Here is a 24,248-nt window from a genome sequence, read left to right as displayed (position 1 = left end):
TTGTATAAAAAACAGCAATTGGAACTCTTTGCGTGATTTACTGAATTTTATACGAAATCTACGGAAATAGTATAGAAAAATTATTTTTCAATATTTTTTATAGATAAACTTGAAGTAAATAAATATAAAAATTTAATCTGATAAAATTTAAAACTATGTCGAATGTAATGGAACAAAAAGTACAAGGTTTTATGGCTAAAGTTATAGCTAAAAATCCGGGTGAAGTTGAATTTCATCAAGCAGTTCATGAAGTAGTTGAATCTCTTATTCCTTTTGTAGAAGAAAACCCTCAATACAAAGAGGCAAGGATTCTTGATAGGATGGTTGAACCCGAAAGAGTAATTTTATTTAGAGTACCTTGGATTAATGATAAAGGCGGAGTGGAATTAAATAAGGGTTATCGTATTGAGATGAATAGTGCTATAGGACCTTATAAAGGAGGATTACGTTTCCATCCAACGGTAAACTTAGGCATTCTAAAATTCTTAGCTTTTGAGCAAGTCCTTAAAAACAGCTTAACTACACTCCCTATGGGTGGCGGTAAAGGTGGCTCCGATTTTGATCCTAAAGGCAAATCAGATAATGAAGTAATGCGTTTTTGCCAGAGCTTTATGACTGAATTGCAACGCCATATCGGACCCGATACAGATGTTCCTGCCGGTGATATTGGTGTTGGAGGTCGTGAAATTGGGTTTTTATTTGGACAATACAAACGTTTACGTAATGAATTTGTAGGAGTTTTAACTGGGAAAGGTTTAGATTGGGGAGGTTCTTTAATCCGTCCTGAAGCTACAGGTTACGGAACTGTTTATTTTGCTAAAGAAATGCTGGCCACTCGCAATGAAACTTTTAAAGGTAAAACAGTTGCTATCTCCGGTTCCGGTAATGTAGCTCAGTATGCTACTGAAAAAGTAACTGAGTTAGGCGGTAAAGTTGTTACCCTTTCGGATTCTTCAGGTTTTATTTATGACCCTGATGGTATCGATGCAGAAAAGTTAGCTTGGATTATGGAATTGAAAAATGTAAAACGTGGTCGAATAAAAGAATATGCTAATAAATTTGGCGTACAATATTTTGAAGATGAACGTCCGTGGGGCATTAAAGTTGATGTTGCTCTTCCTTGTGCTACCCAAAATGAGATTAACGACGAGGAAGCCCAAACTTTAATTAATAATGGTTGTTATTGCATTTCAGAAGGTGCTAATATGCCTTCTACACCGGAAGCAATCAAGATTTATATTGACAGTAAAATTCTTTACGGACCGGGGAAAGCAGCTAATGCCGGTGGTGTTGCCGTATCAGGTTTAGAAATGTCTCAAAATTCTATGCGTTTATCTTGGACACGCAAAGAAGTAGATAATAAATTACACTCTATTATGATTGATATCCACGAAAATTGTGTAAAATGGGGTAAAGAAGGCGATTTCATTAATTATGTTAATGGTGCAAATATTGCTGGTTTTGTGAAAGTAGCAGATGCTATGCTAGCTCAAGGCGTAGTTTAAAACAATCGGTGTATTTTGTTAATAGAGGGAGCAAAAAGCTCCCTTTTTTTTATGCCTTAAGGTATGTCGCTGATTTTTTATAAGTTTGGAAAACAATTAAAGTTCTAATCTGATGAAAAAAATACTATACTTCCTTCTTGTCTTCATTTTGGCATTTATCGTCTTTTACTTTTGGGCCAGCTCTAATAATTGGAATGCCGAAAAGTATAATCAAATTCATAAATTTACCGATCAGCCAACTATCGTTTCTGACACTCTAAGTGTGATGACATACAATATAGGATGGCTATCGGGCATGACAAATAATTTAGCTGTTGATAGAGACGAGAAATTATATTCGGAAAATTTAAAGAACGCTCGTAATTTTATCGGAAAATATAAACCTGATATTATTGGATTTCAAGAAATTGATATTGATGCTAAACGCTCTTTTTTTTATAACCAAGCCGATAGCTTAGGAAATAATTTGAATTATTTTAATGGTGCTCTTGCTATTAATTGGGATAAAAAATACGTCCCTTTTCCTTATTGGCCATTTCAATATCATTTCGGGAAATTAGTTTCGGGACAATATCTAATGAGTAATTTGGAAATATTAAAAAACGAATACATCAGACTTCCAAAACCTATAAATGCCCCATTTTATTATAATGCTTTTTATCTCGATCGTTTGATACAGAAAACCTGGGTAAAAACTACCAAAGGCGATTTATTGATTATGAATGTGCATTTAGAAGCTTACGATCAGGAAACCAGAATTATGCATGTGGAAGCAGTTATTAAAGAGTATTTAAAATATGCCGATAACTCAGCTGTTTTACTTATTGGCGATTTTAACAGCCGAGCAATGGATGCTAATGGTCCTTTGGATGAGTCAGCACGAAAAATGTTTGAAGTTAAGGGAATTGCTCCGGCTATCACCGACAGTTTATTTACTATCGACCCAATACACAACTATACTTTTAGTTCCGGAAATCCTGTAGAAAAAATAGATTATATATTTTACAACACTAAGTTTATCGGAAAACTTAGCGCAAAAGTTCTTCAAGAATTTGGCGAAACATCAGATCACTTTCCTGTTTGGATGCGATTTTATATAAAATAAAAAAAAGGTCAACTTTTTTATGGCTGACCTTTCTCTTTCTATTCATTTAAAGACTAATTTTCATCTAAAATAGCAACTGCTTTATCAAAAATAGTTGCATCGTCAATCTCAACGATACCGCCGTCAGGACCTTGTTCAGTATGAAAACCAACAGTAACACCTTTTTCGTAATTCGACCCACCAAAATAATTTCTTACTGTTTCAACCGATAAGTTTAAATCTTCTGCAATTTTATGTATTGCACCATCAGGCAGTCTGTCTTTGACTCTTCTAAGTTCGTTGAATGTAATTCTCATATATTTATATTTTGAATTGATTATTAATAACCATTATATTTCAATCACAAAAGTAGCAAATAATGTGTGTTATAAAAATCGAAATTAGAAAATATATGCTTGTTTAGTCTTAAATTTAGTTAAAAGAATTAAAATAATTATACACAACTTAATGGTTCTATAACTCAGAAGTTGACTCTACCGATAAATCTTTTGAATATTTTTCGGAGCAATAAAACAATTTAGTTTATCACCTTCTTTTATATCTAATTGAAACAATTGTTTTTGACTTATATTAACAAGTAGGGGAAGACCAATATCAATCAGTAACTCAACCCCTCGATAAGCAGGGTAAATATCTGTAACAATTCCGGGAAATACATTCCTATCCGACTCTTTTTCAATATTAGGCTTACTTAATTTAATATCGCCACTATGAATCATTAATGCCTTTGGTGTTCTATTTGAAGAAGATTGACTTTCACAAAGAAATGTTATTTTTTTCGCAACCTCAACACTATTATTTCCAATATTTGAAACTTTAAAATAGTTTTTTATTCCAATGAAATTAGCGATAAATTCAGATTCCGGTTCTGCAAAAACATTTGTTTTTAATCCTTGTTGAATAATTTTCCCCTGATTAAAAATAGCCACTTTATCGGCTAAAAGCAATGCTTCTTCAAAATCGTGAGTAACATGTATAATTGTTTGGCCACTTTTATGAAGCTTCCTTAATTGAGCTCTTAAATCTTTCTTTAGTTGTACATCAAGCGATGCTAAAGGCTCATCCAACAAAAGCAAGTCCGGCGATAATGCCAATGTCCTGGCTAAGGCTACCCTTTGTTTTTCTCCTCCCGATAAGTCGATGGTATTTCGTTTCAATAAATGAAGAATATCCATTTGTGTTGCCAACTCCTCAACTCTTGTCTTAATACGTGTTTTTGTCCAGCCTTTAATTTTTAGTGGGTATGCAATATTTTGTTCAACATTCAAATGCGGAAAAATGGCGAAATCCTGAAATACCAAACCTATCGATCTATCCTGAATTTTTTTATAAGTAATGTTTTCTTCACTTAAATAAATGCTTCCGCTTTTAGGTTTTAATATTCCGGCTATCAATTCCAAAACAACTGATTTCCCTGCTCCCGATGGTCCAAGCAAAACAAAATAGTCTCCTTTTTCTAATTTCATATTAATATTTGAAATAGAAAATGACTCAAAAGACAGGTTTATATTTTTTAATTCAAGCATGTATATTTTTTCCTGATAACCAACGAAGAAAAATAAAAACAATAAGACTGATAGCGATAAATATAATTGCTACCGGTTGAGCATATTTTAACCCGAAAGCGCCAAAGCGTTCAAAAATCATTACAGGAGTAGTCATTGGATGATAAGCAATAATAACCACAGCTCCAAACTCACTCATCCCTCTTGCAAACATCATAATTAATCCGCTAAGAATATTCCGCCAAGCTAAAGGTAAAGAAATGCTAAAAAACATTTTAAATGAACTTGCTCCCAAATTTAAAGCTGCTTTTTCCAACCGAACAGGAACAGCTTCAAAACCATTTCGTGCAGCATTTATCAAATAAGGCAGGCTAACAAAAGCCATAGCAATAGCTATACCAACGGGATGACCTACTAAAGAAAAGCCCATAGAGTCTGCTGCACCTCCAATAATACTGTCGCGCGAAACAAATCCTAAAATAGCAATGCCCGCCGCCGAATGTGGAATAACTACCGGAATATCTATTATTCCTGATATTAAACGTTTAAATCTAAACTCTTTACGTGCTAATAAGTATGCAAAGGGAATGGCAGCAATTGCAAAAAACAATGTTCCAAAAAAAGAGGCCCCAAGTGTTAAGCCTATACTGTCTCTTACTTCCTTTTCCTTAGCAGCATCAAAAATATTAGCTGCCGGAGTATCAAGGAGCATCCCCAGCAGTGGACCCATAATAAACAGCAGTATCAAACCGCTTAAAAAAGCAAAAATTAGATTGATATTTTTAGGTTTATATTCCAAAATATTAGGAATGAAGTAAATTATTATTTTATTCCAAGTTTTATTTTAATCTCATCAGGCAGGGCATCTTTATGAACCCAAATATCTATTGTTTTAAGTTCTACAAATGCTTTAGAAGCAAAGAAAAAACCTTTAAAAGGATTTCCTAATTCGCTCCACGAATTTTTTACTTTATAATATATTTTGCCATTTTGATCTTCGGCTATACCTGTAAACAACATTCCGTGATCGTCGGTAGTGAGGTAATTATCAAATTGTTGTTGACGCATTTCCTGTGTAATGACTTTTTCTTTTATGGGCTTTTCAAAAGAATATAATAACTCTTCTTTTTCTTTAGAGCTCATTGTTTCCCACTTAGCCTGTTCCAAATTATCAAGTTCAGGTGTTTCTTCATCAGCAATAACAGCAACTCCTTTTTTCCAAGAAAATCCTTTTTCACTAATGTCGGCACCCCAGCCAACTGAATAACCATTCTCAAGCGCATGCTTTACTACTTCCATCATTTCATCCAAAGGAAGATTATAAATACTGCCTCGTAACCAATTATCAGGAATTTCAATAACAAAAGATTCGTAAAATGGGTGGTGGGTATAAGACCCTATAACAACATAATCATCAGGATTTATACCAAGAGAATCTGCATAAGACTTTGGAGTAAACAACTGTCCATCGACTTCAAATTCTTCCGGAACTTCTCCCAAATAAGCATCTAAAATACCTTCGAATCCTTTTAACCAGACAGTAGAAAGTTTTTTATTATTATTTTCAATAAGAGTATTCATATAGGCCGATAATAGAGCATCCATTTCAGCATGTACATGCTTCTCTTCACCATATTTTAAACCCGGATAAGCCGATTCCGGCATCAGTCCATACTTTTTAATATTGTATAAAACATCATGAATAATACCACCGTTACCAAAGTTTGTTTTTCCTTGAAAACGCATAAAGCGTTGTGCTTTTTCAATATAAGCTTGATGAACAATAAACATCTCGGCAAAATCAAATTCGCCTTTTCCCATTCGTAACATTTCCGTTTCAAGAAAAGCTAATCCCGAAAAACTCCAACAAGTTCCGGTACGATACTGATTTTTTACCGGTGTTGTGGGAACTTCATAAAGCATTGTAAACTTATAGCCTTTCTTATCAGGCTTTTTTTTGGCCAATGCCGATAACGGAATAAGTGCAACAATTAACAAAAGTGTTAAAAATCGGCTCATAATATTTGTGTTTAACTATTTATAAAAATATTATCTAATACTGTTCTTTTTCATTTGGAAAGTCGAGCGTTTTTACGTCTTTAATATAAGCCCTCACAGAACCTTTAATTTCTTCACTTAGATTATGATAACGACGTAGAAAACGGGGGCTGAATTTTTGAGTAATACCCAACATATCGTGTAAAACCAAAACCTGGCCATCTACCTGAGATCCCGCTCCAATTCCAATAGTGGGGATTTTAATTGACTTGGTAACTTCGGCAGCAAGTTTAGCTGGAATTTTTTCTAATACTAATGCAAAACAACCTGCATTAGCAAGAAGTTTAGCATCTTCGCGTAATTGATTAGCTTCGTCTTCATCTTTTGCACGTACAACATAAGTTCCAAACTTATGAATAGATTGAGGCGTTAATCCTAAATGTCCCATAACCGGAATTCCGGCAGAAAGAATACGATCGACAGATTCCAAGACCTCGTGTCCACCTTCAATTTTTATGGCATTTGCTCCCGACTCTTTCATGATTTTTATGGCAGAGTTCAAAGCTGCTTTGGAATTTCCCTGATAAGTTCCAAAAGGTAAGTCAACAACAACTAAAGAACGATCGACACCACGCATTACCGAAGAAGCATGATATACCATCTGATCCAGAGTAATAGGTAAGGTTGTTTTGTGTCCGGCCATCACATTGGATGCCGAATCACCGACTAAGATTACATCTATACCCGCTGCATCTAATAGCGTAGCCGAGGAATAATCGTAAGCTGTTAACATAGCAATTTTCTCTCCACGTAATTTCATCTCTTGAAGAACGTGAGTGGTAACCTTCTTGTAATTTGATTCTAAATATGCAGACATAATTATCGAATTTATATTGCCAAAACTACAACATTTATCGCTTATATAAATGTTTTATAAAGACTTCCTTAATTTTAAGGATACCCAAAAAATTTCCCTAAAAAAGTATGAATTATTATACAAAATACAAATTTTATAAATTGGTTACATACAGATACTTTTTCTACTTAATATACAACAATTCATTAAAACTTTAATTTCTTATATTTGCAGAAAAAATCACTTATGGCCAAGCCTAAATTAACTACACAATGTATAGATTGTTTTTGCGAGTCAGTAGCTTTTCAATCTTTAAGTAAAGAAGAGATTGACCTGTTAAATGCACATAGAGTTGAACTTAAATTTAATAAAGGAGAAGTGATTTGCAAGCAAGGTTCTTTTGCAACACATTTATTGTTTGTACAAAAAGGACTAACCAAAAGTTATCTGGAAGAAGATAGTCGCACCCAAATACTATGCATAAATCCTCCAGGTTGTTTTTTAGAAATCCCTTCTATGTCGGTAGATAATGTGTTCCATTATACCGTAGCAGCTTTGGAAGATGTTGAAGTTTGTTTTTTCGATTTGCAAATAATTAAGCAAGTTGCTCAATCAAACTCTAATTTTGCTTGGTTTTTAATGAAAAACGGCCATGAAGCACAGGTTTTGATATACGATCGTTTTTTTAGTCTAACACAAAAACAACTGCACGGTCGTATGGCCGATATTTTACTTTGCTTAGCAAACCGTATCTACGGTTCATACGAATTTTCGCTGGCTTTTTCTCGTAAAGATTTAGCCGATTTAACAGCAATGTCTAACGAAAGTGCTATCAGAATTTTAAAGGATTTTAAAGATGATGGCATTATAGAAACCGATGGCAAAGGCATTAAAATTGTTAAGCTCGATATGCTTAAAAAAGTGAGCCGGTTTGGTTAATGGAGAAATTCTTTAACGGAAAAGACAAATATTATTAAATAATATCATTTCTGACTACACCATTCCGCTACTTTTTCGCGATTAGTAAAGTGTTTTACTTTCCAACCCTTAATTCTTAATAAATCGATGTATCTTAATACCACTTCAAGAATTTCACCTTTATTGCAAAGGATTGATAACTTAATATTTGTATTCCAAATTAATGAGGTTTTGTGATAGAAGACAATTACTTTAAGGTCTCGTTCTGATAAAGTAAGGGATGTAATATCAAGAAAATCAGTAATAACATATTTTATAGAGTCGTATCTATAATCACCAGAAAGTCTCTCCCGAACTTCAAGAATATCATCCGATATTATATGTCCCAAATACTTAATGTGAACACAACTTTGGCCCCACTCAATTGAATAGCTCATAAATTCCCTCCCCCCCCAATTAATTATAGTATTACAAGTTTCCCCAAGACGATGACAAATATAATCATTTTCAAAGTTAATAAGCTACATATATAATTTATTCGTTTTGTTTTTAAATTTTTACGTTCCCTTTTTTTGTTAAACAAATTGTAATTTGATAAAGGAAAAAGTTTTTGTGTAATTTTGCTCCACTTTTTTTAAGAAAATATTTGATAATAAATGAATAATAAAAAACTATATATAGAAACTTACGGCTGCCAAATGAATTTTTCCGATAGTGAAATTGTTGGATCTATTATGGCAAAAGACGGATATAAAACTACAGATAAAACAGAAAATGCCGATATCATTTTTATAAATACTTGCTCTATTCGCGATAATGCCGAACAGAGAATCAGAAAGCGTTTACGAGAAATCAAGAAAATGAAAAAGAATAATCCTAATTTAAAAGTTGGGGTTTTAGGTTGTATGGCAGAGCGTTTAAAACAACAACTTTTAGATGAAGAAGATGTTGTTGACTTAATTGTTGGTCCTGATGCTTATCGCGATTTACCCAATTTAATAAAAACCGTCGAAAGTGGCAGAAGGGCAATAAATGTTTTGCTTTCGGAAGAAGAGACTTATTCTGAAATAGAACCTGTTCGTTTAGGAAGTAATAATATTTCGGCTTATATTTCTATTATGCGTGGTTGCGAGAATTTTTGCACCTATTGCGTTGTCCCTTTTACACGGGGAAAAGAACGTAGTCGCGACCCGGAAACTATTGTCAATGAGGCTCGGGATTTAGTCTCAAAAGGCTATAAAGAAGTTACTTTATTGGGTCAGAATGTAAATTCTTATAGTTGGAAAAACGATAATAAAACTGTTAGTTTTCCTGAATTAATTGCAAAAGTCGCAGCTGTTTCTCCACAGTTACGTATACGTTTTGCAACTTCTCATCCTAAAGATATTTCAGACGAATTAATTAAAACCATTGCAAATACACCTAATATTTGTAAGGCTATTCATTTGCCTTTTCAATCAGGAAGCAATAGTGTTTTAAAACGAATGAGCCGGAAATATACACGCGAATGGTATATGGATAGAATTTCTACTATTAAAAAATATATTCCCGAATGTGGTTTATCTACCGATGTTATTGCCGGTTTTTGTGGTGAGACAGAGGAAGAACACAAAGAAACTCTTTCGCTAATGGAATGGGCAGGATACGATTATGCTTTTATGTTTAAATATTCAGAACGTCCAAATACTATTGCTCAAAAGAAATTTGATGATGATGTTCCGGAAAAGGTTAAAAGTCGTCGCTTGACAGAAATTATCGATTTGCAACAAGTATTATCACTTCGCTCTAATAAAGAAAGTGTTGGCAAAACTTACGAAGTCTTGGTAGAAGGCTTTTCCAAGCGTTCGGATAATGATTTAGCCGGTAGAAACACTCAAAATAAGATGGTGGTCTTCCCTAAAAAGGATTTTAAAGTTGGTGATTATGTAATGGTTAAAATTACAAATTGCACAGCCGCAACTTTAATTGGAGAAGCTGTTTAATTTCTAGTTCAGACCTTTTTTTCTAAATAGAGGTGTAACCGTACGGGGCAAGTACAAAAGTAAGAATGACCGAAATGGTTTTTGTAAGGGCAAAAACTTTCGTCTTGAGGTTTAACAAATAATACTTTTTCGTTAACACAATAATCTATTTTACATAAAACGGCACCGGGATTTTTAAGGCAGATATGATTATGTGGGCAGTTTGCAGCTAGTAATTTTAATGCTTTTAAGTTTTCTTGTTTAAACATCTTCTCAGTATTTAAGTTGCGTTAATTTTGAGAGAATGTTACTCTAAAAGTATAATTTAATCCCTCAACCTTATTTGCAAATGTTCAAGCGTCCATATTTTAAGGATAAACGACTGCTTTTTTAGGACAAACGTATTATACCGGCAATAGTTCGTTTAGCTTTTTAATATATTCCTTAACCAAAAATGAAATTTTGCTAATTGCCATTATTTTATCATTTTTGCTAACACAAACAATTTTAACCATGTTTTTAAACGAATGGCTTTTAGGAATAACGGTAGGTATTCTTTTTCTAGGATTGGTTTATGCTGCAATTATTTCTTTTAGAGAAAACGAATCTCGTGCAGCAAAGCTTTTTCTTCTTCTGTTATTAGATCCGATTATTACCTTTGCATTTATTTATTTCGATTATCCCTATAAAACAGAAATTATTTGGATAATAGTTTCCCTTTATTGGGGAATGGCATTGCTATTAATTATTCCTTTTGGCAATAAAAAAGATTATAAAAACCCACTTCCTATTAGGCGTATTGACGAAAGAGACGTTATGTTTTCGCGCTCTGAACTCAAAGAAGGAACAAAACGATTTGAAGAATATTATAATCGTCGTCCTGAAAGCAAACTTTTAGATGATGAGTTTAGATGTCGTCCCGGGTTATTGAGTCCTCAGGCTTCTTTGGCACATCCTTTTGCTTTTGCTTCGGCAGATGCCAGCTTTGATACTATTGGAGCATTAAAATCTGAAGTAGATGGTTCGGTAGCGGAAACAAAAACAGAAAGTAATGCCGATGATATTAGCAATTATATTAAAAACTGGGCGAAAAAACTTGGAGCGGTAGATTGCGGAATTACGGAGCTTTACGATTATCATATGTATTCCGTTGGAGGCAGAGGAGAACGTTACGATAAAGTTTACGAAAAAAAACATAATTACGCCATAGCGTTTACGGTTGAAATGGATTATCGTATGATGCAGTCGGCACCAAAAGCATCGGCAATAATGGAGTCGGGACAGCAATATTTAGAAGCTGGTCGGATTGCCATTCAGCTTGCTCACTTTATTCGAAAGTTAGGTTATGAGGCTCGTGCTCATATCGACGGTAATTACGAAGTTGTTTGTCCTTTGGTTGCTCGCGATGCCGGATTGGGAGAAATTGGTCGTATGGGTTTATTAATGACTCCTAAATTAGGAGCACGAGTGCGTATTGCTGTTGTAACTACCAATTTACCTTTGATAAGCGATAAACCAAAAAACGAATATTCTGTTATCGATTTTTGTATTAAATGTAAAAAATGTGCCGAGGCTTGTCCTAGTCAGGCAATTTCATTTACCAATCAAGAAGATATTGATGGCGTAATTCGTTGGCAAATTAATCAGGAAGCTTGTTTTACTTATTGGGCTGCTATTGGCACCGACTGTGGAAGATGTATAAGTGTTTGTCCTTATTCTCACCCCAATAATTTTTTGCATAATATGGTTAGAGCCGGACTTAAAAACTCCTCCATTTTTAGAGGCGTTGCTTTAGAACTTGACGATTTACTTTACAAAAGAAAACCCGATTCAAAGTCGCTTCCGGAATGGGTAAATATAAAATAATTTGATTCTTAGCTAAGCTTAATCTGAAGATTAGACCAAGCGAATATGTTTTTTTAAGTTTATTGTTTATTACCTCCCCGGTTTATATTTAGATTTGTTTAAAATCTCTTGTGCATTCGGGTTATTTAAAATATCAATTAAAGTAAGCTTATTGTTTTCTGCGTAAGCAGTTAAAATTTTATATCCCAACCAAATTCCTGTTCTTGGAGGCGAATTATTTCCTAATACCGAAGTAAAAGGAGCATCGTTAATATATTTTTTCTTACTGTCGTAATCTGATTTAAAAAGCAATTCGTTTTCAATATAATATTTCCATAAATCACTTTCTTTATCATCATACCACTGCATTTGATCTTCGGTAAAATTCAATAAAATACTATCATCCATTTCGGGTAACATACTCTTTACAAAATACAGCTTTTTGGCTTCGTAAATCATATATTCCAAGATAGTCCCATCGGTAGCCGGAACAGGAATTTTATCTAAACTCATTGCAGAGAATATGTCGCGCAAAACATATTGAGGTGTCATTGAGCGCATTTTATAACGAGGAGTTCCCATACGAGCATAAATTTCACAATCGGCTCCTAAATAATTATCCAAGCCTAAAACTAATATGTTGTCTTGAAAAATAACGGCATCTTGAACGCCGGAAATATAGGAATATACCTCGGGTAGAATTGTTTTTGGATAGTAATACAACAAATATCTAAACGCTTCAGCAATATCGTTTTGCAAAGGATTTAAAGATGGGAATTTATTTTTATAAGCCTTATACAAGTCGTTTAAGAAAGTATCGTTTACATAAAAGCTTAACTGGATAATTTGTTCATCAACTAGTGGCTCTGTCCCTAAAAAAAGGGCAAATTCATTCTGAATCCCTGCGAGTTCTTGCTTAATAGAATCTCTATTCAGAGAAAAAAGGGCAGTACCATAATCGTGAATAAATACTTTTTGTTCAGGAATACCCGAAATATCTACATTAAATTTATTTCTGTTACAAGCCGAAAAAAATATCAGACTTAAGAATAAAACTACAGTTAAGCGTACAGCCGAAGACTTCATTGACTATTTTTTTTTGTAAAAATAAAAAAAGTCCCGCAAATGCAGGACTCTTAGAAAATTCTTATGTCAAATGGATTACATAAATTTCAATCCAAGACTAAATACAAAAACATTGTTTTTAAGACTTCCTTCATTATTATAATCATCAATCAGATTAGATAATCCTTTTTCGTAACGAATATCAAAAGTTAAAAACAACAAATCTATACCAACACCGGCCTGAACATACCAAGTTAGGTCGTTAAAGTCATCTAAAGTTATTGGATCACTCTTAAAACCTGACTCATAGGTATAATCTTTACTTGTTGCAAAAGAAGCTTCAGGACCTACAAAAGCACGAATATTAAACACTTTTGCATCTATCAATTTGAATCCAAGTAATAGAGGAATATCAATAGTTCCGATATCAAAATCTAAATTACCCCCTTCAAAAGAAGCTAATTGAGTACTACGGTGATTATATACTACTTCAGGTTGAAGATATAATTTTCCAGATTTAATACGAACAAAAGCACCTAATTGATAACCCAAGAGATTATCAGAATCATAATTTGATCTTAAATCAGAAGTGTTTACAGAAGAAGCGGTAGCACCCACTTTAATACCAAAACTTGGTAATTGCGCGTATAATCCGCCACTTACCAAAATCGCTAGAAATAAAACAGTTAATTTTTTCATTTTATAATAATTTTAATAAATATTTAATTTTACATTTTTCTCCATTGGTAAAACCAAAGAGTAAAGATACAACAATCATTCATACTATTGTATATACATTACTGATTTTTTCACAAAAGCATATATCGTTGTAAGCTTTTCTTTAAACGGTAATTTTCGTTTTTTGTTATTCTCTTTATAAATTAATAAAATGAAAATTATAATATCGACTATAAAAACAGCAATATTGTTAGTTTTGTAAAACAATGCAGACAAATTTATTTATAGCACGCAGATATCTATTTTCAAAAAAATCGCATTCTATTATCAATATTATTTCTTTAATATCGATGGCAGGTGTAATGATAAGTGCTGCTGCACTAGTAATCGTACTTTCTGTCTATAATGGTTTTGAAGGCTTGGTACTTTCTCTTTTCAATCGTTTTAACCCTGAAATTTTAATAACTCCCAATAAAGGGAAAACGTTTTATTTAAAAGACTTTCCGACAGATAAAATAAAAGCGTTAAATGCTGTTCAGTTTTTAGAACCTACCCTCGAAGAAAATGTTCTTATTAGATATAAGGAAAAGCAGACCATAGTCAGAATGAAAGGCGTTACAGAGAGTTATACCGATATGAATCGCTTGGATACAGCTATAGTGCAAGGCAATTTTCTTTTAGGAGAAGGCAGGTTACATTATGCTGTTTTAGGATATGGTGTAGCTTATAACTTACAAGCCCGATTGAGTGATTTTCAAAATCCGCTGCATTTTTACTTACCCAATAAAACTAAAAAACTGAGTTCCGGCTTACAAAATAATTTTAAAACAGCTCGTTTATTTCCTTCGGGATTTTTTAGTCTGCGACAAGATTACGACGAAAAATATGTATTTGTACCACTCAGTTTTGCACACAAACTACTCGATTTGCCTTTATCGGTAAGTAGTATTGAAATTGGCCTTAAAAAGGGCTTTCCGCCTTCAGAAACTAAAGCTCAGATTGTAAACCTTTTGGGTAACAACTTTAAGGTAAAAACCAGAAAAGAACAGCAATCTTTTTTATTAAAGATGATGCATACCGAACGTTGGGCAATTTTTATGATTCTTGGATTTATTCTTTTAATAGCCGCTTTTAATGTTATTGGCTCCTTAAGTATGCTTATAATTGATAAAACAAAAGATGTTTTTACACTTCATGCTTTAGGTTCAACCCGTTTATTTATTCTTAGCATATTTGCTTGGGAAGGCATCTTTATTAGCTTGGCGGGAGGATTATTAGGGTTGATAATTGGTGGAATTATTGCTTACCTACAACAAACTTACGGATTTATTGCATTGGGAGGAGGCGATAATTTTGTAGTAGAATCTTATCCCGTTCAGCTCAAAGCTTTAGATTTTTTATTTGTGATGATAATTGTCGTTGTAACTAGTGTCTTTTCTATAATTTATCCTCTATCTCAATTATCTAAAAAAATAAAGATGCATAATACAAGCCATAAATCTTTATTAACGAGTTAAATTCTCTTAAATGAGAATGCCTTTAAAGCTTAGAACACTTTTTTGGCTATTTTTGTCGAAAATTTTTATTTATTCAAAAACTATGAAAATCAATATAGTTAACCATTCAAAACATTCTCTTCCGGCATATGAAACTATTGCCTCTGCAGGTCTTGATTTACGAGCATCTTTAGATAAAGCCGTAACGCTCAAACCGCTGGAGCGCACCCTTATTCCAACAGGTTTATTCATTGAGCTTCCGGTAGGTTATGAAGCGCAGGTTCGTCCTCGCAGCGGAATGGCATTCAAATACGGTATCGGTGTTTTAAATTCGCCCGGAACAATTGACGCCGATTATCGGGGAGAAATTAAAGTTATACTTGTAAATCTTAGTAATAACGATTTTACCATAGAAGATGGTGAACGAATAGCTCAAATGGTTATTGCTCAACACGAACAAGCTGAGTGGATTGAAGTAAAAGAGTTAAATCCATCAGAAAGAGGAGCCGGAGGCTTTGGTTCTACAGGAAAAAAATAAACCAAAATTAATGATGCAAAAATTTAAAATAATTATCTTTTCCCTATTGTTGGCATTAACGGCTTTAAGTGTTAAATCTCAAGATATTGGATTAGATCGTGGTGTTTTAAACAGCTACTTAGATGCTGAAAATGCCTTTATGTTAGAAGATTATACTAAAGCATTATCACTTTATCAAGAAGTGCTTAAAAATGATAAGGATTTCGATCCTGCTATGTTTCAATTAGCAAGAATTTATTTATATACAAACCAAACAGACAAGGCTTATAAATGGGCACAAGAGGCTTATAAAAGAGACAAGAAAAATAAATGGTATGCGCTGTTACTTATCGACTTATATAAACATAACAATAAGTTAGAAGAAGCTATTAATATTTATAAAGAGCTTCTGATTGATGACGAAACAAATATTGATTACCTAAATGATTTGTCGCAGCTGTATACTCATACACAAAATATTGATGCTGCTATTGCCATTTATAATAAGATTGAAAAACAAGAAGGTGTTAGCGAGAGATTAAGTTTTCTGAAAAGAGATTTGTATTTGAACTTAGGAGAGACAGAAAAAGCTATTTTAGAAATGATTAAGCTTTCGGAGAATTTCCCTAAAAACAGCCAATATATCAGTATGATTGCCGAAATGTATATGGGAATTGGAGAGACAGAAAAAGCATTTATGTTCTATCAAAAAGTGTTAGATGTAAACCCCGACGATCCGTATATACGTATTACTTTGGCCGATTATTATCAGCAAAAAGGAGAAATTGATCTTGCCATAGAAAATCTTAAACAAGGCTATGCCAACCCTAATCTCGATTTGGAAACCAAAACACAAATTTTGATGGGATTATTTAAAGTAAAAACTATCCCTGAAGAAAGAATTCGTACCGAATCCTTAAACCTTGGTAAAATTTTAGCTGAAGTGCATCCCAACGAACCGGGATCACACGCTATTTATGCCGATATGCTTTATCGCGACAGCCTTTATACAGAGGCAGCTCACGAATATAAGGAAGTTATTAAACTCGATAGCAGCAAATATGCTATATGGGAACAATTACTTTTTAGTCTAAATAATCGCACTCAAACTAAAAGCATTACTACGATTAGCAAGCGTGCTATAAAACTTTTTCCTAAAGAGCCTGTTCTATATTTATTTAACGCTATCGGAAATTTTATGGAAGATAGTATTAAGCTAACTATTCAAAGCTTAGAAAAGGGACTTCCTTTGGTACAAAACCCCAAACTGGCAGAGCAGTTTTATATGTATTTAGGCGATGCTTATTATCAAGATAACCAGAGCGATAAGGCGTTTGAATCTTATGATAAATGTCTCGATATAAACCCATCTAACACTTTTGTATTAAATAATTACGCTTACTATTTAGCACTAAAAAAGCAGAATCTCGACAAAGCAAAAACGATGGCTTTTACTGCAATTAGTATTGATCCGGGACCAACTAATCAAGATACCTATGGTTGGGTACTTTATCAAATCGGAGATTACGAAAAAGCTTTTGAATATATAGATATGGCTATTAATGCGGAAAAGAATCCAAGTGCTGAAGTTCTCGATCATATGGGTGACGTATATTTCCGTTTGGGAAAAGAAAGAAAAGCACAAAAATATTGGAAAAAAGCCAAGAAAAAAGGACTTGATACCGATGAACTAAAGCACAAACTAAATAATGGTTTATAAAATGAATAGGCGTTTACTATATATACTTAGCATAATTTTATTTATTTCTGTCTTTTCGTCCTGCAAAAACCAAAGAGTTGAAAGAAAAAAAACTATTAAACTTTATGGTCCCGATTATGTTTTAAAAGAAATGCACCATAATCAATCTGCTTTTGAATGGTTTAGCGGAAAAGCAACTGCAAATTTTATACAAGGAAAAAAGAAAACTTCTTTTACTGCTCTGATACGTATGAAAAGCGATAGTATTATTTGGATTTCTATCTCGAGTGGTATCGGTATAGAGGGAGCTCGTTTATTGCTTACGCAAGATAGTGTTAAATATATAAATCGCATTGACAAGACTTACTTTGTTGGCGATTATAAATTTCTTTCGTCCTTTATTAACTCAAAGATTGATTTTTCAATGATTCAAGCTTTGCTTACTGCAAAAGATTTCTCTTGGTACGATTATCAAAATTTAAAAGTAAAACTCGATAACCAACTCTACCAAATAGAATCGACTAACAGACATAAATTGAAAAAACAATCAAAAATGATTAGTTTTGAACATCCGGTTTATTATCAAAGTCTTTGGGTAAATCCTGAAACATTTAAAATTGAAAAAGTTAAAATAAAAAAAATAGGAAAAGAGAATAAGAAAATGTTTGCCAGCTATAAGCAGTATAAATTAATAAACGAACAACTTATTCCATATTCTTTAGAAATAAAACTCTATAACGAAAAAGAAATGAGTTTGGAAATATTATATCATAAAATTGGTCTTGATAAAAAAGTTGGTTTTCCTTTTAGTATATCAAAAAAATATAGTCCGATTAAATTATGATTTGGAAGAAACTATATCGTTTTTTTTTAACGCTCACTCTCACTATAATTTTTTTTCTACTGAGCCCTAATGGATTTTCACAAAGTAAAACACAGCTCAACAAACAAATATCACAGCTCGAAAAAGAAATTGCTTATACCAATAAATTACTTGGCACTACACTTAAAAACAAAGACGATTCCTATTATAAAATAGAATTAATTGCCCGTCAGATTTCAAGACACGAAAAAATACTTATTTCTATTCAAAAAGAAATACATAATATCAATAATAGCATTAACTCTAAACAGCTCGAAATAAGAAAAAAAGAAGCTGAACTTTCTGCTTTAAAAGAAGAATATGCCAAAATGATTTATTTTGCTAATCGCAATAGGAGCAATTACGATAAGCTTATGTTTATTTTTTCATCAAAAGATTTTAATCAAGCTTATAAACGTTTAAAATATTTTGAACAATACAGTCATTACCGTAAAAATCAAGTAAAACTGATTAATGAAAGACAAAAATCTTTAGATGCCGATATAAAAATATTAGAAGTAAACCGAGCTGAAAAATTAAGCCTTCGTCTAAAAGAAACTAAGACTAAGGAAATATTAAGTCAGAAAAAAATAGAGCAACAGCGTAGTTTAAACAAGCTAAAATCAAAAGAAAGAAGTTTAAAATCTAAACTCAGAAAAAAAGAAAAACAGAAGACAGCACTAAAAAAAGAAATTGCAAAAATAATTGCTCGTGAAGCAGAAAAAATTAAAAAATATGCTCTTACTTCTGCAGAAATAAAATTGAGTGGAAGCTTTGAAAATAATAAAGGAAAATTACCTTGGCCTGTTGAGAGAGGTGTTCTGTTTAGCTCTTTTGGAGAACATGCACATCCATATCTAAAAGGAATAAAAACTCGTAATGATGGTATTGATATCGCTACTGACGAGGGCAGCCAAGCAAGAGCCGTCTTCGATGGTGAAGTAAGAAGTATTATTTCCGTTCCCGGAACAGCCAATTATGCTATCTTAATTAAACACGGTAATTATTTTACACTCTACTCTAATATTACAAAAGCAATTGTTAGCCCGGGACAGAAAGTTAAAGCACGTCAAAATTTAGGTCTTATTTATAAAGATCCTTCCGACCAAAGTACAAAACTTCAATTTCAGCTTTGGAAAAATACTTCTAAAATGAATCCTATAAACTGGTTAGCCAAATGACAAACGATAAACGAATAGTTTTAACATTAGATGCAGGTGGAACCAATTTTCGTTTTTCTGCTATTCAAAAAGGAGAAATAATTGGCAACACCGTTAATCTACCTGCTAAAGCCGGCACTTTAGACGAAATGCTAGATAAGATTGTAAACGGATTTCAAGCTTTAATCGATCAATTCAAAGATCGTCCGGCAGCAATCAGTTTTGCTTTTCCGGGTCCGGCAGATTACAAACAAGGAATTATTGGCGATTTGGAAAACCTACCGCTTTTTAAAGGTGGTGTTGCTTTAGGACCATTTCTTCAAGAACAGTTTAAACTTCCCGTTTTTATCAATAATGATGGCGATTTGTTTACCCTCGGCGAAGCCGTAGGAGGTCTTTTACCAAAGGTAAACGAAGAATTAAAAAAAGCAGGAAATCCAAAACGCTATCGAAATTTACTTGGACTAACTTTAGGTACAGGTTTTGGAGCCGGAATTGTTTCAAACGGAACTTTATTTATAGGTGACAATTCGGCGCAAGCCGAAATAAACAGAATGAGAAATCATTTGCTTCCTGAAACTAGTATTGAAGATAGCGTTAGCATTAGAGCCATAAAACGTGTTTACGCCAAAAAAGCAAATACTACTATCGCTGATTGCCCGGAACCTTTAGAAATTTATAAAATAGGGAAAGGTGAAAGTAAAGGAAACAAAATCGCAGCATTAAAAGCATTTGAAACAATGGGAAAAGCTGCTGCTGATGCCGCTGCTAATGCTATTACTTTAATTGACGGATTGATTGTAATTGGAGGAGGATTATCGGGAGCTGCCGACTTGTTTTTACCACATCTAAGTACAGAAATGAATCGGTCTTTTACAAGCTTGAAAGGTGAGAAATTAGACCGTATGGAAGTGAAAGCTTTCAACTTGAATGATGAAAAAGAAAGAACAGCTTTTTACCAAGCAAAGCTCAAGCAAATCTCCATTCCCCGAAGCAATAAAACCATAACTTACGATTATTCAAAGAAAATCGGAATTGGACTAAGTGTTTTAAATACTTCGGAAGCTGTAACCCTTGGAGCCTATACTCTTGCCTTGCAAAAATTAGATGAACGTACAACTCTCCACTCTTAAATCTTAAATCTTAAATCTTTTCGTACATTTACTTTTCAAAATAAGATTTATGGATTTTTATACCAATCAAAATAAATGGAAATTTATTCTCTCACTTTTAGGTGTAATAATTATTTTAAGCTCCTTATGGTATTCTAATCTGTTGGTAAACAAACTTAGAGAACGAGAACGAGAAAATATTCAAATCTGGGCAAGTGCTATTCATAAGCGTGCCGAGTTGGTTAAAACTACCGATTTGTTTTTTTCGCAACTACAAACAGAAGAAAGAAAGAAAGTCGATCTTTTGGCTAAAGCCTATAAAAGAATCAATGAAGAAAATCTTAACGAAGATCTAACTTTTTATTTCGATATTATTACCTCTAACACAACCATTCCTGTTATTCAGTGTAACAATAAACTTGAAATTTTAGGGAGTATGAATCTTGAAGATTGTTTTGATTCTATTAAGATTCTTGATGGTGACTTACTTGCTTCTTTCAGTCGGTATCCGCCTGTAACAATGGATTATTACGATGGTGAGAAGTTTTATTTATACTACAAAGACAGTCGTATTTTTACTGAAACGCAAGAAATGCTCGATGATCTCCGGCAGTCGTTTATTGACGAAGTTTTGACAAATACATCTTCCGTACCCGTAATTATTACAGATTCGAATCAAACAACAGCTTTATATACCGGGAATATTGATAGTGAAATAATCTCAGATTCTATTTTTATCAGGAAAATGCTAACAGAAATGCAAGAGCAGAATGAGCCTATTGAAATTGAGTTAGCGGGAAAAGAAAAACAATATATTTTTTATAGCGATTCTGCTTTGCAGGCTCAGTTAACTTATTATCCGATAATAATTTTCTTGGCAATTGGCTTGTTTATACTATTTGCATATTTAGCTTTTAAAACAGCACAAACAAGTACAGAAAATAAATTGTGGGCAGGATTAGCAAAAGAAACTGCACATCAGATAGGAACACCTCTTTCTTCTATGCTTGCCTGGGTTGAATTGCTTCGCCCTAACGAATCTGTTCAAGAGCATTTAATAGAGATTGAAAAAGACCTAAAACGATTGGAAACAATAAGCGAACGTTTCTCTAAAATCGGGTCTACACCTAAACTTAAAGCGCAACCCATTTATACTCTTATTGATGAAGTAGTGAGCTATCTAAAAACTAGAACCTCTTCAAAAGTGAGCTATAGCCTCAAAGAGTATTTAAGTCAAAAAGAAACAACTTTAGTTCCTGTAAATGCTCAACTTTTTGCTTGGGTAATAGAGAATGTATGTAAAAATGCCGTTGATGCCATATCGGGAAATGGAGCAATAAATATTCTGCTAAGTGAAGATGAAAAGCATGTTTTTATAGACATTAGCGATACCGGAAAAGGCTTAGCAAAAAGTAATTTTAAAAATGTTTTTCGTCCGGGATTTACGAGCAAAAAACGTGGTTGGGGATTAGGGCTTTCGCTTGCTCAACGTATTATTGAACATTATCATAAAGGAAAAATTTTCGTTAAAAGCTCTGTTCTAGATAAAGGAACAACATTTAGGATTGTGCTTAAAAAATGAGATAATAAGACCTTTGCAAAAGTAAAGAATATCGTCATTCTGAACAAAGTGAAGAATCTTAAGTTACTGGTAATAATTGGTTTGAGATGCTTCGACAAGCTCAGCATGACAAATCAACTCATAGCCAAATTAGCACATTAATTGACTTAGCACATCAATCCTCCAACGCTTCTTCCAAAGCATCAACCAAATCGCTCAATTGATGAATAACAGCTTGTATGGTTTCTGATTGTGTTAAATCCGCACCCGCCTTTTTCAACTGCTCGACAGGATAATCGTTTCCTCCTGAACGTAATAAATTTAGGTAATTTTCCAAAGGTTTTGAGTCTCCGTTTTTCAATCCTTCTTTCACCTGTGCATATAAACTTGCTGAGGCAGCAAAGCTGGTAGCATACTGATAAACATAAAACGGAGAGCGATAAAAATGCGGTATTCTCGCCCAAAAAATATTATCCTGATCGCGAGTAAAAACCTCTTCGCCATAATATTTTTTATCAAGTTCTTCGCAAATAGCGGTAAGCTTTTCTGCTGTTAATGCTTGTCCTTGCTCAATGCTTTGATGTGCTTGCAACTCAAAATCGGCAAACATCGTTTGAATAAAAAAGGTGCCCGTAATATTCTCTATACTTTGCTGTAATAAAGAAATTTTTTCAAGCTTATCGGTGCTTTTTTCTAACATATAATCGAGCAATAAACGCTCGTTAAAAGTAGAAGCAACCTCAGCTACAAAAATAGTATAATCGTGAGTAGCAAACGGCTGATTCTCTTCGGAAAAAATAGTATGCAAACTATGTCCCATTTCGTGAGCCAGAGTAAAGACGTGGTCTTGAGTTTCGTTATAATTCATCAAAATAAACGGATGTACACCATATACTCCCATAGAATACGCTCCTGACGATTTTCCATCGTTTTCAAAAACATCTATCCAACCATTCTCAAGAGCAGTTTTATATTTTGAAACATATTCTTCTCCCAAAGGTTTAACTGAAGCCAAAACCATTTTTTTTGCTTCTTCCCAATCGTATTTTTTATCAAAATCAACTAGGGTAAGCCGACTATCATAAGCGTGATAATCGCCTGTAAGTTTTAAATATTTAGCCCGAAGCGCATGGTATTTTTTTAAGGCTTCCGTATTATCTCCAACTGTTTCGATAAGGTTTGTATAAACACTTGGTGAAATATTATTTTTTTCAAGTTTGGCTTCTATACTTGTATTAAAATTACGTGCTTGAGCAAAAGCAAAATCTTTATCGCATATTCCTTTATAAAGAGATGCAATAGTATTTTTCTGATTTGCATAAAGCGGATAAAATGCTTCGGCAGCCTTTTTTCTGTCGCTCCTGACTTTTGATGTATTTAAAAGATGGGCATAATTACCGTGAGTTAATTTTAATTTTTCTCCACTTTCTAATTCAATCTCGGGAAACTGAACATCAGCAGTAGTTAAACTTGTGTATGTATTTGCAGCAGTTCCCGCAGTAGGTGAAAAATACGAAAGCAGACGTTCTTTATCTTTACTTAAAATATGCGCTTTTTGTCGATTAATATTTTCTAAACCAAAGCGATAAGGCTCTAAATCAGGCATTTGAACAAACCACTCTTGCCAAGTTTCTTTTGGAATTTCCATAAGTTCCGGAGCCATCCACGAAGTTGCCGTTTGCATTATTGCAAAAAACTGCGTTACCTCTTGCAGTTTAGCTTGCACGGTATTATCGCGGTTATCCGTACTTTTTTGCAGAGCAGGATAAGCATAAATTTTATACGATTGCTTTTCTATTTTATCGTGTTTAAGAAAAGCCGCAAGCAAATTATCGGCACTCTTTCCAAGACTGCCTTGCATAGCTTTAATTTCATCAACTTCTTTTTTTAATATATCAAAATCGCTTTGCCAGCTTTCCCAATTTGGATAAATATGATTAAAATTCCATTTGAATTCTGCTTGTATATCTTTTCTATCTAGGGTGTTTGGTTTCATTTTTGTATTTTTTTTAAATATTTAAGCAAGAAGATTTCATGTTAAAATACAACAAAAATCTTTCTTTTTTCACCACGAAGTCACTAAGTCACGAAGTTTAAAACATTTCATTAATTATTATGCTCCTGAATCCTCTTTTTCTTTTTTACTTTGTGCCTCTGTGGCTCTGTGGTTTTTTCTTTTTTCACCACAAGTTGCAAAAAGCAACACAAAGGGGTACAAAGAATTTCAAACTTGCTCATGTAAAAATTGCTTGGCCGTCAGTTTTATCATTTCTTCCAAAGAAGTAAACTTAAAACCCAAACTTTCTTTTATTTTATTACTGCTGTATCGACTTATTTTCATTGATGAACGAGCCGTATCTTTAGTTAATGATGGTTGTTTTCCGGTAAAAAAAGAACTTATTTTA

General features: G+C 33.4%; 21 protein-coding genes. 12 read left to right on the top strand and 9 right to left on the bottom strand.

The genetic code is table 11. From position 1 onward, the window contains the following. Window positions 1–155: 155 nt before the first annotated feature. The gene (gene gdhA / locus J7K39_08385; GenBank protein MCD6179908.1) at window positions 156–1,505 is read left to right on the top strand and encodes an NADP-specific glutamate dehydrogenase; all 1,350 of its coding nucleotides are present in this window, start codon (window positions 156–158) and stop codon (window positions 1,503–1,505) included. A gap of 112 nt (window positions 1,506–1,617) precedes the next feature. Next, a complete protein-coding gene (locus J7K39_08380; protein ID MCD6179907.1) occupies window positions 1,618–2,610 on the top strand; it encodes an endonuclease/exonuclease/phosphatase family protein in 993 nt (330 codons plus the stop codon). Between the two features lie 53 nt (window positions 2,611–2,663). On the opposite strand, the gene J7K39_08375 is transcribed toward J7K39_08380, so the two are convergent. The 5 genes from J7K39_08375 to panB all read right to left on the bottom strand — a co-directional run bounded on the left by J7K39_08375 (window position 2,664) and on the right by panB (window position 6,990). Next, window positions 2,664–2,906 (bottom strand): DNA-binding protein, encoded by a 243-nt coding sequence (locus J7K39_08375; protein ID MCD6179906.1) that lies wholly within the window; start codon window positions 2,904–2,906, stop codon window positions 2,664–2,666. 177 nt (window positions 2,907–3,083) lie between these two features. Then, complete coding sequence (locus J7K39_08370; GenBank protein MCD6179905.1) at window positions 3,084–4,076, bottom strand: ATP-binding cassette domain-containing protein; 993 nt, start codon at window positions 4,074–4,076, stop codon at window positions 3,084–3,086. A gap of 52 nt (window positions 4,077–4,128) precedes the next feature. Then, complete coding sequence (locus J7K39_08365; protein ID MCD6179904.1) at window positions 4,129–4,914, bottom strand: ABC transporter permease; 786 nt, start codon at window positions 4,912–4,914, stop codon at window positions 4,129–4,131. 23 nt (window positions 4,915–4,937) lie between these two features. Then, complete coding sequence (locus tag J7K39_08360; protein ID MCD6179903.1) at window positions 4,938–6,134, bottom strand: aminopeptidase; 1,197 nt, start codon at window positions 6,132–6,134, stop codon at window positions 4,938–4,940. 34 nt (window positions 6,135–6,168) lie between these two features. After that, window positions 6,169–6,990, bottom strand: coding sequence for a 3-methyl-2-oxobutanoate hydroxymethyltransferase (gene panB / locus J7K39_08355; protein MCD6179902.1), 822 nt, complete (start codon window positions 6,988–6,990; stop codon window positions 6,169–6,171). A 225-nt stretch (window positions 6,991–7,215) separates the two neighbouring features. On the opposite strand from panB, the gene J7K39_08350 reads away from it, so the two are divergent. From J7K39_08350 to J7K39_08340, 3 genes are all read left to right on the top strand, one after another. Next, window positions 7,216–7,908, top strand: a complete 693-nt coding sequence (locus J7K39_08350; GenBank protein ID MCD6179901.1) for a Crp/Fnr family transcriptional regulator — start codon at window positions 7,216–7,218, stop codon at window positions 7,906–7,908. 635 nt (window positions 7,909–8,543) lie between these two features. Continuing rightward, window positions 8,544–9,869 carry a tRNA (N6-isopentenyl adenosine(37)-C2)-methylthiotransferase MiaB gene (gene miaB / locus J7K39_08345; GenBank protein MCD6179900.1) on the top strand — a complete coding sequence of 442 codons (1,326 nt, stop codon included), beginning with the start codon at window positions 8,544–8,546 and terminating at the stop codon, window positions 9,867–9,869. 492 nt (window positions 9,870–10,361) lie between these two features. Continuing rightward, window positions 10,362–11,714, top strand: coding sequence for a reductive dehalogenase (locus J7K39_08340; GenBank protein ID MCD6179899.1), 1,353 nt, complete (start codon window positions 10,362–10,364; stop codon window positions 11,712–11,714). A gap of 69 nt (window positions 11,715–11,783) precedes the next feature. Here the strand turns inward: J7K39_08340 and J7K39_08335 are convergent, their stop codons facing one another. Together J7K39_08335 and J7K39_08330 are read right to left on the bottom strand one after the other, a co-directional pair. Next, window positions 11,784–12,779, bottom strand: coding sequence for a hypothetical protein (locus tag J7K39_08335; GenBank protein MCD6179898.1), 996 nt, complete (start codon window positions 12,777–12,779; stop codon window positions 11,784–11,786). A gap of 75 nt (window positions 12,780–12,854) precedes the next feature. Further along, complete coding sequence (locus tag J7K39_08330) at window positions 12,855–13,457, bottom strand: PorT family protein (protein ID MCD6179897.1); 603 nt, start codon at window positions 13,455–13,457, stop codon at window positions 12,855–12,857. Window positions 13,458–13,702: 245 nt separating this feature from the next. Between J7K39_08330 and J7K39_08325 the strand changes: the two genes are divergently transcribed. The 7 genes from J7K39_08325 to J7K39_08295 all read left to right on the top strand — a co-directional run bounded on the left by J7K39_08325 (window position 13,703) and on the right by J7K39_08295 (window position 21,864). Further along, window positions 13,703–14,953: an ABC transporter permease gene (locus J7K39_08325; GenBank protein MCD6179896.1), complete on the top strand. Its 1,251-nt coding sequence runs from the start codon at window positions 13,703–13,705 to the stop codon at window positions 14,951–14,953. Window positions 14,954–15,035: 82 nt separating this feature from the next. Then, complete coding sequence (gene dut / locus J7K39_08320; protein ID MCD6179895.1) at window positions 15,036–15,470, top strand: dUTP diphosphatase; 435 nt, start codon at window positions 15,036–15,038, stop codon at window positions 15,468–15,470. A gap of 10 nt (window positions 15,471–15,480) precedes the next feature. Further along, on the top strand, window positions 15,481–17,169 hold the full coding sequence (locus J7K39_08315) for a tetratricopeptide repeat protein (protein ID MCD6179894.1): 1,689 nt from the start codon (window positions 15,481–15,483) through the stop codon (window positions 17,167–17,169). A 1-nt stretch (window position 17,170) separates the two neighbouring features. Then, window positions 17,171–17,992, top strand: coding sequence for a DUF4292 domain-containing protein (locus J7K39_08310; GenBank protein MCD6179893.1), 822 nt, complete (start codon window positions 17,171–17,173; stop codon window positions 17,990–17,992). Then, window positions 17,989–19,191, top strand: coding sequence for a peptidoglycan DD-metalloendopeptidase family protein (locus tag J7K39_08305; GenBank protein MCD6179892.1), 1,203 nt, complete (start codon window positions 17,989–17,991; stop codon window positions 19,189–19,191). The genes J7K39_08310 and J7K39_08305 overlap by 4 nt, the downstream gene beginning before the upstream one ends. Next, complete coding sequence (locus J7K39_08300) at window positions 19,188–20,303, top strand: ROK family protein (protein ID MCD6179891.1); 1,116 nt, start codon at window positions 19,188–19,190, stop codon at window positions 20,301–20,303. The genes J7K39_08305 and J7K39_08300 overlap by 4 nt, the downstream gene beginning before the upstream one ends. Before the next feature lie 49 nt (window positions 20,304–20,352). Continuing rightward, the gene (locus J7K39_08295) at window positions 20,353–21,864 is read left to right on the top strand and encodes a HAMP domain-containing histidine kinase (GenBank protein ID MCD6179890.1); all 1,512 of its coding nucleotides are present in this window, start codon (window positions 20,353–20,355) and stop codon (window positions 21,862–21,864) included. A gap of 154 nt (window positions 21,865–22,018) precedes the next feature. Here the strand turns inward: J7K39_08295 and pepF are convergent, their stop codons facing one another. After that, window positions 22,019–23,839, bottom strand: a complete 1,821-nt coding sequence (pepF, locus tag J7K39_08290) for an oligoendopeptidase F (GenBank protein MCD6179889.1) — start codon at window positions 23,837–23,839, stop codon at window positions 22,019–22,021. A gap of 228 nt (window positions 23,840–24,067) precedes the next feature. Continuing rightward, window positions 24,068–24,248: hypothetical protein (locus J7K39_08285; protein MCD6179888.1), on the bottom strand; the 181-nt coding region annotated here is incomplete at its 5' end.

The organism is Bacteroidales bacterium (assembly GCA_021157585.1).
GTDB lineage: Bacteria > Bacteroidota > Bacteroidia > Bacteroidales > UBA12170 > UBA12170.
The sequence above is the reverse complement of the archived record's forward strand: the minus strand, read 5'-3'. Positions and strand labels throughout refer to the sequence as shown.